Source organism: Pseudomonas sp. 6D_7.1_Bac1, from assembly GCF_025465945.1.
Taxonomy (GTDB): Bacteria; Pseudomonadota; Gammaproteobacteria; order Pseudomonadales; family Pseudomonadaceae; genus Aquipseudomonas.
This window is the reverse complement of the sequence record NZ_JANLNW010000009.1, coordinates 125,146-137,860: the sequence shown is the minus strand read 5'-3', so window position 1 is coordinate 137,860 and position 12,715 is coordinate 125,146. Positions and strand designations below refer to the sequence as shown.

The window sequence follows — 12,715 nt, the reverse complement described above, 5'->3', positions numbered from 1 at the left end:
ATGCAACTCATCGACATCGGCGTCAACCTGACCAACCCCAGTTTCGCCGGCAAACACCAGTCGGTACTCGACCGCGCTTATGCCGCTGGCGTCTGCCAGTTGGTGCTGACCGGCACCAGTGTCGAGGGCAGCGAACAGGCCCTGGAACTGTGCCAGCAACTGGACGAAACCGGGCAGCGGCTGTTCTCCACGGCCGGTATCCACCCGCATTCGGCCAGTGACTGGAATGCCGACAGCGCTCAGCGTTTACGCAGTTTGCTCAAAGAGCCAAACGTGCGTGCGGTCGGCGAATGCGGACTGGATTTCAATCGCGACTTCTCGCCCCGTCCGCAACAGGAAAAAGTCCTAGAAGAGCACCTGGCAATGGCGGTCGAGTTGCAACTGCCAGTGTTCCTCCATGAACGTGACGCCAGCCAGCGCCTGCTGGAAATTCTGCGTGACTTTCGCGACCAGTTGCCAGCCGCCGTGGTGCATTGCTTTACCGGTGAGCAGCGGGCGTTGTTCAGCTATCTGGACCTCGACCTGCATATCGGCATCACGGGCTGGATCTGTGACGAACGCCGCGGCACTCACCTGCATCCGCTGGTCCGCGAGATTCCGCGTGGGCGTTTGATGCTCGAAAGCGACGCACCGTACCTGTTGCCGCGTAGCCTGCGCCCGAAGCCGAAGAACGGTCGCAATGAGCCGGCGTACCTGACCGAAGTGTTGCGTGAAGTGGCACTGCATCGCGGCGAAAGCCTGGAGGACGTAGCGGCCCACAGCACGGCGTGTTCGCGGGCATTTTTTGCCTTGCCGTCGGTTGATTGAACTCGCGACACCACGTTGCTCATTGATCCACATCAAATGTCCCTTCGTTGAGTAGCGGCACAATGCTGGCACCTTGCCAATGCTGTTTCCGCTATCAGAGAAGACCTCCATGGGTGCCTGGCTTAGCAACATCTCGCTGAAATACAAATTCTGGGCGGTCAACGCGGTCGCCTTTGTCACGACCCTGCTGTTAGTGCTGTATGCCGTGCAACTTGAACAACAAGCCCGCAGCCAGGCGTTACAGCAGTCGGCCGTTGCTCAAGCGCAGCTGATCAGCGCCTGGCCAGCCGGCCAGACCTTGCCCAGGGCCGAGCATTTGTTGAGTTTCAGCAAAGGCCAGATGCCAACCGTTAACGAGCAGTCATTGCCAGAGTTGAGCGACGCCAACGGCTGGGTCGAAATCAATGACATGCCGCTGTTTGGCGACAATCCATTAATCGGCGCGGAGGTGGTCATACGCGCCAATGGCGAGCACATCGCTGTTCTGGCCTATGGCCCGAGTTTGAGCCAGGTGTTCGGCGAACGTTTTACCAACTATGCGGCGGCCGTACTCATCCTGATGCTGGCGATGCTCGGTGCCTCGCAACTGTTGATCCGCTTCCTGCTCAGCCAGCTCAACACCCTCAAGGATGTGATGCTCCACGTCGAGAAAACCGGTGACCTGTCGGCTCGTGTGCCGCTGGCCTGCTCCGATGAAGTGGGTCAGATGGCCAGCGCCTTCAATGCCATGCAGGCTGGCTACCAGCGCGTGGTCAACACCGTGGCCAATACTGCCCGCCAACTGGACGTCGGCGCGGCGCGTCTGGCCGCCAGCATGAACGACGTACGCCACGGCATGCTCGGCCAACAAAGCGAAACCGATCAGGCCGCCACGGCTATCAATGAAATGTCGGCCACGGTCTATCACATCGCTCAACATGCCGGCGCCACTCGCGACCTCTCGCAAACCGCCGACACCCTGGCCGGCAGTGGTCAGGAGGTGGTCAGCCGGGTACAAAAATCCATCGCCGGGCTCTCCACCGGGGTGCAGCAAACCGCCGAGATGATTCAACGTCTCGCCGAAGACAGCCAAAAAATCAACGGTGTGGTCAGCGTGATTCACAGCATCGCCGAGCAAACCAATCTGCTGGCCCTGAACGCCGCCATCGAAGCCGCGCGTGCCGGGGAAATGGGCCGCGGCTTTGCGGTGGTCGCCGATGAAGTGCGCAATCTGGCCAAGCGCGTGCAGACCTCTACCGACGAAATCACCACGATGGTCTCGGCGCTACAAGCCGGTACACGGGATGCGGTGGACTTCATGCAGGAGAGCTCGTTCAAGGCCGACGACTGTGTGCAGCAAGCTCTGGAGGCTGGCGCTGCGCTCGCGGAAATCACCGGTGCGGTGGCGCAGATGCGCGAAAGCAACACACAGATTGCCGTGGCGGCGGAACAACAGAGCCAGGTGGCAGAGGAGATGAACCGTGCGGTGGTGAGCATCCGTGACGTCACCGAGAACACCGTGCAACAGACTGTGGACTCGGCCACTACCAGCAATGAGCTAGCGACGCTGGCCGGCGAGTTGAGCAAGGCGATCGGACAGTTGAAACTTTAAGGGCTCCATCGCGAGCAGGCTCGCTCCCACAGGTGATTTTCAGTGACCATGAAACTTGGGCATGACACATATTCACTGTGGGAGCGAGCCTGCTCGCGATAGCGTCAGGTCAGTCAATATCAATATTGACCATGACCCCCTATCACTTCGATAGCCAACCTTGATTCGCCGCCTGCGATTGCCCCACCTATTCTCCAATCATGTGTTCAACACCGATAGAGGATTATCTTCATGGGCAAACGTCACCCCAACCTTCCCGCCTGGCAATGGCGCGCCTACCCGCAAAACCACCAGCACCCGACCAATCTGGTGTTGCACCTGATTGCCGTGCCGCTGTTTATCGTGGCGTTTCTGCTGATGGTTTCCGGGGTGTTCAGCCTGAGTTTTCCGAGCGTGGCCATTGGGGTCGTCGGCCTGCTCGCCGCGCTCGGTTTGCAACGCCACGGGCACAGTCTGGAGGCTCAAGCCTCCGAACCGTTCAGTGATCGCAAAGATGCCGTGTCGCGCTTACTGGTCGAACAATTCCTGACATTTCCACGCTTTGTTCTCAGCGGCGGCTGGTGGCGCGCCTGGCGCAAACGCCACCACCGCTAAAGGCCTCACGCGAAAATGGTCACCGTCTGCCGACTCAACGCAATCAGTTGCCCTTCAGCACTCCACAGTGCAGCGGCCGCGTGCCCATAACCGTCACGGGCATGTTCGATTTCCACGAGATACTTGCACCAGTCCAGTGTACTCAACGCCTGCAACGGCTGAACGAATTCGATGGTCCAGGTCAGGGTACTGCCCGCTGCCGGTTTCTTCAGGTGCGGCAACAACGCCGGCGGCCAGGCATCCACCAGCGCCAGAATGTGCGCCTCGGTGACCGCTTCCTCTTTGACATCGCCGCGCAGGCGTACCCAACCGCCCATATCCCGGGATTTATTCCCGGTGAACGGCAAACCGCCGACACTCCAACGCATCGCCAGGTGGCGCATGAATTCGGGAGTCACGCCTTTGATGTAGGGCAGTTCCTGGCAGTCATCCCAGTGTTTCATTTCCGGCGCGGGCTCAGCCACCACCTCGATTTCCGAAGGACGGGAAGCGCCAAAGCTGCCCTGAACCAGGGTCACCACCTGGCCGTTCTGCAAGGCTCGCCCCAGCACCTGGCTGACCGCTTTACCTTCGCGCAGCACCTCCACTTCAAAGCGGATGGGTACATCGGGTTCGGCCGGGCCGACAAAGGTGATCGCCAACGAACGCACCGGGCGATCCGCCGGGACTTTCGCGCGCATGGCCTCGTACTGCAAAGCCGCGACCAAACCACCGAAACTGGCGCGGCCCTGAGCCCACTCTGCCGGAATAGACAGTTCATGCGGTGAACTGCGCACGGCGTCGAGCAAATCGGAAAAGCGCATGAAAACCTCAAGGCTGGGAAAGGATTGAAGGATCTTAACCAGCCAGCAGCGCCTGTGCAGCGCTTATTCCGGCCAAAGAGACTGACAGATAGGCCGCCGTCTGCGACGAATATCGATCCGTAGCAGCTGTCGAGCCCGCGAGGCTGCGTTAGAGGCGGGCCGCGTTCGGACGCAGTCCTCGCCTATCCTGCACACGCGGTTTTCCTGAAAGAACACATTGCCTGATTTTACGACCGCTGCGCGCTCGAACGCAGGCTTCGCCAACTGCTACAAAAAGCGGATTGTGTTCTAGGGTTTGAAGCAGGCAGAGCTGAGTTTGTCGAGCACCCGATCGGCGCGGCCTTCAGCCTCGGCCATGGTCACCCGCCAGACCGCCACGCAAGGCAACAAATCGGGCTCATGCTCGGCACGGGCCAGCCATTGCCAGCAGTCGTGCCAGTCGCCGAGGGCTTCTTGTGCAGACTTGAGGCGTGGCATGGCCGCCTCGGGCAAGCGGTCCAGTTCGGGATAGGCTTCAATCGCATAGCGCACGCGTTTGATCAGCAGACGCAGACGATGGCGGTCATGCGCAGGATCGTGCAACGCCACATCCAGCGCTTCCCATTGCTTGGCCAGGCGTTTCTCGATGCGTGCACGCAACCTCTTGAGCAAGCTTTGATGCTGGGAAGCGCGCAGAAAGCGCGGAAAGGCGTCGAGTATCATCAACAGCTGCGCCAGTTCCGGGCTGCCCGCCACGGCCGGATAGGCTTGTGCCATTTGCACCATTCGGTGCTTGGCCGCGCCCGCTTGACCATGCGCCAGCAAGTACGCCGCCAATACCTCACGGTCGCGTAACGGTGTCGTCAGGCTCCCGACACCCGCCGCTGCCGCTTCGAGTTGCTCGACACCAGGCAAACCACGCAATGGCCGTAACAGGCTGCGCAGACGGCGAACCGTCGTGCGCAAGTCATGCAGCGCCTCAGCGTCGGTGCTGGCGTTCAGACGCGCCTGACAGGCCAGCAAACGCACGTCCAGCCCCAACACCTGAGCCACCAACCGATCGACCAACGCAGACATCGCCTTCTCCAAAGTGACTAGCACCATCAGAACGCAAGCTTACGTCCATGTTAGCCGTAAAACCTTGGGCCGGCATTGCGCCAGGTCATTGCAGGCTCAACGCCCGGCGCGGGATTCGCGAATATAGAAGCGCGCCTTCTCGGCCTTGCTGGTGCAGCCCTCGTAGGCTTCGAACTGCTGCTGGGTCTTGGCCCCGGTCAACAACGACAAAGCCTTGGAATAACTCACGGTGCCAGCGAAACCTTCAGCCTTGGCGATGTCCAGCTCATGCCAGGCGGCGTCCAGTTGACTACCGCAACTGTCGCGGTAGGCGGATTTACCCGCGCAACCGGCAAGTGCTAACGCGATCAATGGCAGACAGATCCAGGCTTTCATCAATGATTCCTCGAGGTATAAAAAACAAACGTGCAGGGTAAGACGGTCAACGCCACAAAAAGTGCCTCAGCCCATCCATGAAAACTATAGCGTCAGCGAGAATACCCATGTGCCGTCATTGAGTGTCGAAAAATCGACCCTCACGGCTACCCCATCGAACAGTACGATTGAAGCCCCCCTTCGATGGGTGCATTGTTGACACCTGTGTGTCGAAGGGGGCGAGTCATGAAAAAGCGTGTCGCATTGGTGCTGGGCTCAGGCGGGGCCCGGGGTTACGCCCATATCGGGGTCATCGAAGAAATCGAACGGCGCGGTTATGACATCGCCTGTATCGCCGGTTGCTCCATGGGCGCCGTGGTCGGCGGTATCTACGCCGCCGGCAAACTCAACGACTACCGCGACTGGATCGAGAGCCTGGACTACCTCGATGTGCTGCGCCTGGTAGATGTGAGCTTTCGTCTCGGGGCGATACGCGGCGAGAAAGTCTTCGGGCAGATTCGCAAGATCGTTGGCGAAATCAACATCGAAGACCTGCGCATCCCCTACACGGCCGTGGCCACCGACCTGACCAACCAGCAGGAAATCTGGTTCCAGGAAGGTTGCCTGCACCAGGCGATGCGCGCCTCGGCGGCGATTCCGAGCCTGTTCACCCCGGTCATGCAAGGCAACCGCATGCTGGTGGACGGTGGCCTGCTCAATCCTCTGCCGATTGTTCCGGTGGTCTCGAGTCATTGCGATCTGATCATCGCGGTCAACCTCAACTCGACCAACCAGAGACACTATCAACTGCCGGTGATCCAGCGCCCTCCCGCGTTCAAAAGCCGCTTTGACAGCCTGATCAACTCCCTCGGTTCGCGCCTGCCGTTCCGCCGCAAACAGGCAGAACAATTGCTGCTTCTGGAACAGGAAGCGCTGCGCAGTGAAGCCGCAGAAATCAACCCCTGGCTCGAATCCGTTGAACCCGAATTGCAGCAACCTGCCGCTGCACCGGAAGCCGTCGGTACGCCAAAATCTGCCACCGGCTCATTTATCATCGACAACGTTGGCCCGGCCTCGTTGCTGGACTTGATCAACCAGAGTTTCGAGGTGATGCAAACGTCATTGGCGCAGTACAAGATCGCCGGTTATCCACCGGACATCGTGATCAACGTGCCCAAGCGGGTGTGTCGGTTTTTCGAGTTCTACAAAGCGCCGGAGCTGATCGCACTGGGGCGGGAGATTGCCCGGGATACGCTGGATCGGTATGAGAATGAGCGCGATTGAGTGCCCGCCTCGTTCCCACGCGTGGGAACGATCAGGTATCAAGCAACCGATACCCCACCCCCGCCTCGGTCAGGATAAACCTCGGTCGGGTCGGGTCATCCGCCAGCTTCTGGCGCAGATGCCCGACGACAATCCGCAAGTAATGGCTGTCTTCGGTATGGGTCGGCCCCCAGATGTCCTTGAGCAGTTGCTGTTGGGTGATGACCCGCCCGGCATGGCGCGCCAATTGTGCCAGCACCGCGTACTCCTTGCGGGTCAGCGCCACTTCGGCACCGTCCAGCAATACTCGCCGATACGCCAGATCGACCGTTAACGGGCCGAACGCGAGCGCTGCTTCCTGGACTTCACCCGCCGGTGCCTGCCGCAACAAGGCGCGGATCCGCGCCAGAAACTCCTGAATGCCGAACGGCTTGGTCACGTAGTCGTTGGCGCCGCCATCCAGCGCCTCGACTTTCTGCCCTTCGCTGGCACGCACCGACAACACCAGCACCGGCACCGTCGACCATTCACGGAATTCGCGCAGCACCTGTTGGCCATCCATATCGGGCAGGCCGAGGTCGAGCACCAGCAGGTCCGGTTTGTTCAGCGCGGCCTGGGCCAGGCCTTCGGTACCGGTGCCGGCTTCAAGTACTTTGTAGCCCTGGGAGGCCAGGCTGATGCGCAGGAATTTGCGGATCTGCGGCTCATCGTCAATGACCAAAATGGTCGTGGTCTGGCTCATGGTTTCAAATCAGCAATAAAGAAGTGGCAAGAGAGTAGCTCACGCAGCGTCAGGCTTCACTTTCAAAGCCTGGTTGCTCCTGCAAGGGCAAATGGATGGTGATGCAGGTGCCGCGTCCTTCGATGCCGTTAGCGACGCTGATCCGACCGCCATGGGCGCCGACCATGCCCTGACAGATCGCCAGCCCCAACCCGGTGCCCTGCCCGCCCCGATCACCACGGGCGGCGGTGTAGAACATATCGAAGATCTTCGCGCGCTCCTCTTCGGGAATGCCCGGGCCCTCATCACTCACCGAAAAAAACAGCTCGCTGTCAGTGACTCCGGCACTCAGTTGCAAGCGGCCATGGGCCGGCGAAAAGCGCGCGGCGTTTTCCAGCACATTCACCAGGGCCTGCTCGATCAACGCCGCGTGCACATACAGCAATGGCAACTCGCTCGGCACATCGGCGCTCACTTGCAACGGCGCCAGCACGGCGCGCAAACGGTTGAGCGAACTGCCGACGATATCCGCCGGCGACACCCAGTCCCGCGCCAGCTTCAACGCGCCGTGCCCCAGTCGCGTCATGTCCAGCAGGTTCTGGATGTAGCGATCGAGCCGCTCGGCTTCATCGCGGGTGCCTTCCAGCAACTCACGGCGATCCTCCAACGGGATCGCCTCGCCCAGCGCCAGCAAGCTGTCGATGCTGCCGCGCATGGACGTCAAAGGCGTGCGCAAATCGTGGGACACCGAGGCCAGCAACGCGCTGCGCAGTTGTTCGGTTTCACCGTGCAGACGCGCCGCTTCCAGGTCTTCGGCCAACTGAGCACGGGCTAGTGCTTGAGCCAGTGGCTGACTCAACGCGGTCAGCAAGCGCCGTCGCTGACCACTGAGCTGTTGGCCCTCTTTCGGGCAAACGCCCAGCAAGCCCAACGGCCCGTCTTCAACCGATAACGGCCACCACCACCAGCGACCGAACGGTAAGGTGCCGGTGCCCATACCGGCCGGTTGATCGTGCTGCCAGGCCCAATCGGCGGCGGCGCGCTCGGCTTCGGAAAACAGCACCGGAGCGCCGGTTTCGACCTTCCAGTCGCCCTGCCCGTCGCGGTTGAGCAGGCACAACTGCAGATCGTTCCAACCCACCAGATGCTGTGCCGCCGCGCTGACCACTGCTTGCCGGTCGGTAGCGGCGGTGAGTTTGCGCGACAGATCGAGCAGTTCGCTGGTTTCTTCCTGAGTATCGCGCAAGGCCTCTAACTGTCGCCGCTGGCGCGCAGCGAGGTTACCGGTGAGCGCGGCCATCAGCAGGAAAAACAGCAGCGTCAGTACGTCTTCTTCACGCTGAATCGCAAAAGAGAAGGTCGGCGGAATGAACAGAAAATCGTAGGTCAGAAATGACAACGCGGCACACGCCAGTGCCGGCCCCAGGCTGCTGCGCACTGCCACCAGCAACACCGCCGCGAGGAACACCAGCGAAATGTTCGGCAGCGGCAGGACACTCGACACCGCCCAGGCCAAACCGGTGGCCAACACCGTCGCCAAAAACGCCAGCACATAATCGAACCAGACCAGCGAATGCGCCGAACGCTGACGCGGTTGGTACTGTTCTTCATCGCTGTCGAGGACGTTGATTTCCAGCCCTCTGGCATTGCGCAACAAGCGTGACGCCAGGCCACCGCCGAACAATCGACGACGCAAACGCTGATGCGACTGCCCCACCAGCACCAGACTGGCGCGGCGTTCGGCGGCGTGTTGAATCAGGGTTTTCGCGACTTCACCGGCGCGCAGCAACACCACCTCGCCGCCCAGCCGTTCAGCCAGTTGTTGAGCGCTTTGCAGACGAAGTCGCGATTGCTCGTCGCGTACGCTGCCATTGTCCACATGCACCAGGCTCCACGGCAAATGCCGACGCTGCGCGACCCGACTGGCGTGACGCACCAGACGCTCAGCCTGAGCATCGCCGTCGACCCCCACCAGCAAACGACCGCGCACGGCCGGCGCCGCCTGGCCCAGCTGTCGATAGCCGCGACTCAAGTCGTCATCGACCTGCGCGGCTGCGGTTTGCATCGCCAGTTCGCGCAGTGCCGTGAGGTTGGTTTGGGTGAAGAATGCATCGATCGCCGCTCGCGCCTGCTCGGGCACGTAGACTTTTCCGTCACGCAGTCGCTCAAGCAATTCGCGCGGCGGCAGGTCGATCAGCAGCAGTTCATAAGCTTCTTGCAGCACCCAGTCCGGCAGGGTTTCGCGCACTTGCACGCCGGTGATCCCGCGCACCTGATCGTTAAGGCTTTCCAGGTGCTGGACGTTGACCGTGGTGAATACGTCGATGCCCGCCGCCAGCAACTCCTGAATGTCCTGCCAGCGTTTGGCATGGCGGCTGCCCGGCGCATTGCTGTGGGCCAGTTCATCGACCAGCACCAGTTTCGGCTTGGCCTTGAGCAGGCCATCGAGGTCCATTTCCTCAAGCATTACGCCACGGTATTCGGAGCGCACCAACGGCTGCTGCGGCAAGCCACCGAGCAGCGCTTCGGTTTCCGCCCGACCGTGGGTTTCCACCACCCCGGCAATGATTTTCACGCCCTGGCGCAGTTGGGTATGGGCAGCTTGCAGCATGGCGTAGGTTTTGCCGACACCGGGGGCAGCACCGAGAAAAACCTTGAGCCGGCCACGACCATCGCGGGGTAAATCAGCTAACAGTGCGTCGGCGCGGCCGGAATCGCTCATGCTTGAAAGTCTCAATTCGTCTGTTGTTCAGGTGGTGATTGCAAAACCATTTCGCGAGCAGGCTCGCTCCCACAGGTTCATCACCGACCTTGTGGGAGCGAGCTTGCTCGCGATTGGCGGCTGCACTGTTTTACAGTTTTTCCAGCGCGATGTTCAGTTCCAGCACATTGACCACCGGCGGACCAACCAACGGTTGCTCGATGTGGGCGTCCAGCAACTGCTGCAGCGTAGACACCGGCAAATCACGCGCCGCGGCAACGCGTGCCAGTTGATAGGCAATTGCCGCCGGTGGCAAGTGCGGATCAAGACCGCTGGCCGAAGTGGTCAGCAACGCCAATGGCACCGGCCCTTGCCCTGGCACCAGCAGTTTGTTGGCGTCGTCGATTACCCGGGTCGCCAGTGCCGGATTGCTCGGTGACAGGTTACTCGCACTGCTCGACACCGTTGCGAAAGCACCCGCCGAAGGGCGCGGGTGGAACCATGCGTCACCGACAAAATCCTGGGCAATCAGGGACGAGCCACGCACCTTGCCATCGGCGTCACGCACCAGGCTGCCATTGGCCTGGTCGGGGAACGCCACCTGGGCGATACCGGTTACCACCAGCGGATAAGCGACGCCGGTGATCAGGGTCATCAGAACAAGCAGGCTCAAGGCCGGACGGATCATAGTGGACATCATAGAATCCTCAATTCAGGTAAAACGCCGCACCCTCGGGCGCGGCGTACAGCAGTTACACCAGGTGCAAGGCAGTCAGCAGCATGTCGATCAACTTGATACCCACGAACGGCACCACGATGCCGCCCACGCCGTAGATCAGCAGGTTGCGACGCAGCAGGTGCGCAGCACTCGCCGCCTGGACGCGCACACCGCGCAACGCCAGCGGGATCAGCGCGACGATGATCAAGGCGTTGAACACAATCGCCGAGAGGATCGCGCTCTGCGGACTGGTCAGGTGCATGATGTTCAGCACGCCCAGTTGCGGGTAGATCGAGGCAAACAGCGCCGGCAGGATCGCGAAGTACTTGGCCACGTCGTTGGCGATGGAAAAGGTCGTCAGCGCGCCACGGGTCACCAGCAGTTCTTTACCGATCTGCACCACGTCCAGCAGCTTGGTCGGGTCGCTGTCGAGGTCGACCATGTTCGCCGCTTCGCGTGCCGCCTGCGTCCCGTCGTTCATCGCCATACCAACGTCAGCCTGGGCCAGCGCCGGTGCGTCGTTGGCGCCGTCACCGCACATGGCGACCAGACGACCGTCGTTCTGCTCGTGACGAATGCGTGCGAGTTTCTTCTCCGGTGTCGCTTCGGCCAACACGTCATCCACACCGGCTTCCGCAGCAATCGCCGCAGCAGTCAGCGGGTTGTCGCCGGTCACCATGACTGTGCGAATCCCCAGCTTGCGCAGCTCGGCGAAACGCTCACGAATGCCCGGCTTGACCACGTCCTTGAGGTGAATCGCACCGAGCAACTTGCCCTCGGCACACACCAGCAACGGCGTACCACCGCTCTGGGCGATCTTGTCGATTTCCCGGGACATCGGCGGCAGCATATCGGCGCGAGTCAGGCCGACGAAAGCCAACACCGAATCCACCGCACCTTTGCGATAGACGCGACCCTGGTAGTCAACACCGGACAAGCGGGTTTCGGCGCTGAATGGCACAACGGTCAGTGCATCAGCGGCCGGCTCAGCCTGTGGATAAAGTCCGCGCAGGTACTCGACGATCGACTTGCCTTCGGCCGTGTCGTCGGATAGCGAGGCGAACAACGCACCTTGGGCCAGTTCCTTGGCGCTGACGCCAGGCGCTGCGTAGATCGCGGTGCAACGACGGTTACCGAAGGTGATAGTGCCGGTCTTGTCCAGCAGCAACACGTGCACGTCGCCCGCCGCTTCTACCGCCCGGCCGGATTTGGCGATCACGTTCAACCGCACCAGACGGTCCATGCCGGCGATACCGATGGCCGACAACAAACCGCCGATGGTGGTTGGAATCAGCGTCACCAGCAGCGCGACCAGGAACACCAGCGGCAGGCTGCCGTTGGCGTAGTGGGCGAAGGGTTGCAGGGTCACGACCACCACCAGGAAGATCATGGTCAGGCCGATCAGCAGAATATCCAGCGCCACTTCGTTCGGGGTTTTCTGGCGCTTGGCGCCTTCAACCAGCGCGATCATGCGGTCCAGAGTCGACTCGCCAGGGTTGGCGGTGATGCGCACCAGCAACCAGTCGGACACCAGCCGGGTGTTGCCGGTGACGGCCGAACGGTCGCCGCCGGACTCGCGAATCACCGGCGCGGACTCACCGGTAATTGCTGCTTCGTTGACCGCTGCGATGCCTTCGATCACCTCGCCATCACCCGGGATCATCTCCCCGATTTCGACGCGGACGATATCGCCTTTGCGCAGTGTGGTGGCCGGCACCATTTGAAAACTGCCATCGACTTTTTTACGGCGAGCGCTCAGGCCTTCGCTGCCTGCCTTGAGGCTGTCGGCGCGAGCCTTGCCGCGACCTTCCGCCAGGGCTTCAGCGAAGTTCGCGAACAACACGGTGAACCACAACCAGAGGGCGATTTGCGCCGCGACGAAGGTCGGCACCGCGGAATCTGGAATGAAGCACAGCACAGTGGTGAGGATCGCGGTCAGTTCGACCACCAGCATCACCGGCGAGCGCTTTAATTGCCGTGGGTCGAGTTTGACAAAGGCTTGTACCAGCGCCGGCCGCCACAGGGCCGAGATCGCGGTTTTCGGTTGCTCGACAGGTTGGGCCAGGACCGGTTGTGGCGCCGGTTTTTTCGATACGCGAACGGGCAT

11 protein-coding genes are annotated in these 12,715 nt (G+C 61.2%); 4 read left to right on the top strand and 7 right to left on the bottom strand.

Translation table 11 applies throughout. The features are described 5' to 3' along the window. From NTD87_RS03395 to NTD87_RS03385, 3 genes are all read left to right on the top strand, one after another. Positions 1-807, top strand: a complete 807-nt coding sequence (locus tag NTD87_RS03395) for a TatD family hydrolase (protein WP_262111875.1) — start codon at positions 1-3, stop codon at positions 805-807. 109 nt (positions 808-916) lie between these two features. Next, positions 917-2,398: a methyl-accepting chemotaxis protein gene (locus tag NTD87_RS03390; RefSeq protein WP_262111873.1), complete on the top strand. Its 1,482-nt coding sequence runs from the start codon at positions 917-919 to the stop codon at positions 2,396-2,398. Between the two features lie 231 nt (positions 2,399-2,629). Further along, a complete protein-coding gene (locus NTD87_RS03385) occupies positions 2,630-2,992 on the top strand; it encodes an Mpo1-like protein (protein ID WP_262111872.1) in 363 nt (120 codons plus the stop codon). A gap of 5 nt (positions 2,993-2,997) precedes the next feature. On the opposite strand, the gene NTD87_RS03380 is transcribed toward NTD87_RS03385, so the two are convergent. The 3 genes from NTD87_RS03380 to NTD87_RS03370 all read right to left on the bottom strand — a co-directional run bounded on the left by NTD87_RS03380 (position 2,998) and on the right by NTD87_RS03370 (position 5,226). After that, positions 2,998-3,795: an acyl-CoA thioesterase gene (locus NTD87_RS03380; RefSeq protein ID WP_262111871.1), complete on the bottom strand. Its 798-nt coding sequence runs from the start codon at positions 3,793-3,795 to the stop codon at positions 2,998-3,000. 288 nt (positions 3,796-4,083) lie between these two features. After that, entirely contained in the window at positions 4,084-4,851 is a 768-nt protein-coding gene (locus NTD87_RS03375) for a CHAD domain-containing protein (protein ID WP_262111869.1), read from the bottom strand. A 96-nt stretch (positions 4,852-4,947) separates the two neighbouring features. Further along, the gene (locus tag NTD87_RS03370) at positions 4,948-5,226 is read right to left on the bottom strand and encodes a hypothetical protein (RefSeq protein ID WP_262111867.1); all 279 of its coding nucleotides are present in this window, start codon (positions 5,224-5,226) and stop codon (positions 4,948-4,950) included. A 225-nt stretch (positions 5,227-5,451) separates the two neighbouring features. On the opposite strand from NTD87_RS03370, the gene NTD87_RS03365 reads away from it, so the two are divergent. Continuing rightward, positions 5,452-6,489, top strand: a complete 1,038-nt coding sequence (locus tag NTD87_RS03365) for a patatin-like phospholipase family protein (RefSeq protein ID WP_262111865.1) — start codon at positions 5,452-5,454, stop codon at positions 6,487-6,489. A 31-nt stretch (positions 6,490-6,520) separates the two neighbouring features. Here the strand turns inward: NTD87_RS03365 and NTD87_RS03360 are convergent, their stop codons facing one another. The 4 genes from NTD87_RS03360 to kdpB form a co-directional block, all read right to left on the bottom strand. Further along, positions 6,521-7,210: a response regulator gene (locus tag NTD87_RS03360; protein ID WP_262111863.1), complete on the bottom strand. Its 690-nt coding sequence runs from the start codon at positions 7,208-7,210 to the stop codon at positions 6,521-6,523. A 49-nt stretch (positions 7,211-7,259) separates the two neighbouring features. Then, a complete protein-coding gene (locus tag NTD87_RS03355) occupies positions 7,260-9,911 on the bottom strand; it encodes a sensor histidine kinase (protein ID WP_262111861.1) in 2,652 nt (883 codons plus the stop codon). 130 nt (positions 9,912-10,041) lie between these two features. Then, positions 10,042-10,587, bottom strand: coding sequence for a potassium-transporting ATPase subunit KdpC (kdpC, locus tag NTD87_RS03350; RefSeq protein ID WP_262111859.1), 546 nt, complete (start codon positions 10,585-10,587; stop codon positions 10,042-10,044). Positions 10,588-10,642: 55 nt separating this feature from the next. Beyond that, positions 10,643-12,715 carry a potassium-transporting ATPase subunit KdpB gene (kdpB, locus tag NTD87_RS03345; protein ID WP_262111890.1) on the bottom strand — a complete coding sequence of 691 codons (2,073 nt, stop codon included), beginning with the start codon at positions 12,713-12,715 and terminating at the stop codon, positions 10,643-10,645.

What these genes read in the sequence shown, in the direction of transcription:
- NTD87_RS03395 (WP_262111875.1), top strand. Translation starts at nt 1, where the DNA reads ATGCAACTCATCGACATCGGCGTCAACCTGACCAACCCCAGTTTCGCC.
- NTD87_RS03390 (WP_262111873.1), top strand. Translation starts at nt 917, where the DNA reads ATGGGTGCCTGGCTTAGCAACATCTCGCTGAAATACAAATTCTGGGCG.
- NTD87_RS03385 (WP_262111872.1), top strand. Translation starts at nt 2,630, where the DNA reads ATGGGCAAACGTCACCCCAACCTTCCCGCCTGGCAATGGCGCGCCTAC.
- NTD87_RS03380 (WP_262111871.1), bottom strand. Translation starts at nt 3,795, where the DNA reads ATGCGCTTTTCCGATTTGCTCGACGCCGTGCGCAGTTCACCGCATGAA.
- NTD87_RS03375 (WP_262111869.1), bottom strand. Translation starts at nt 4,851, where the DNA reads ATGTCTGCGTTGGTCGATCGGTTGGTGGCTCAGGTGTTGGGGCTGGAC.
- NTD87_RS03370 (WP_262111867.1), bottom strand. Translation starts at nt 5,226, where the DNA reads ATGAAAGCCTGGATCTGTCTGCCATTGATCGCGTTAGCACTTGCCGGT.
- NTD87_RS03365 (WP_262111865.1), top strand. Translation starts at nt 5,452, where the DNA reads ATGAAAAAGCGTGTCGCATTGGTGCTGGGCTCAGGCGGGGCCCGGGGT.
- NTD87_RS03360 (WP_262111863.1), bottom strand. Translation starts at nt 7,210, where the DNA reads ATGAGCCAGACCACGACCATTTTGGTCATTGACGATGAGCCGCAGATC.
- NTD87_RS03355 (WP_262111861.1), bottom strand. Translation starts at nt 9,911, where the DNA reads ATGAGCGATTCCGGCCGCGCCGACGCACTGTTAGCTGATTTACCCCGC.
- kdpC (WP_262111859.1), bottom strand. Translation starts at nt 10,587, where the DNA reads ATGTCCACTATGATCCGTCCGGCCTTGAGCCTGCTTGTTCTGATGACC.
- kdpB (WP_262111890.1), bottom strand. Translation starts at nt 12,715, where the DNA reads ATGCCCGTTCGCGTATCGAAAAAACCGGCGCCACAACCGGTCCTGGCC.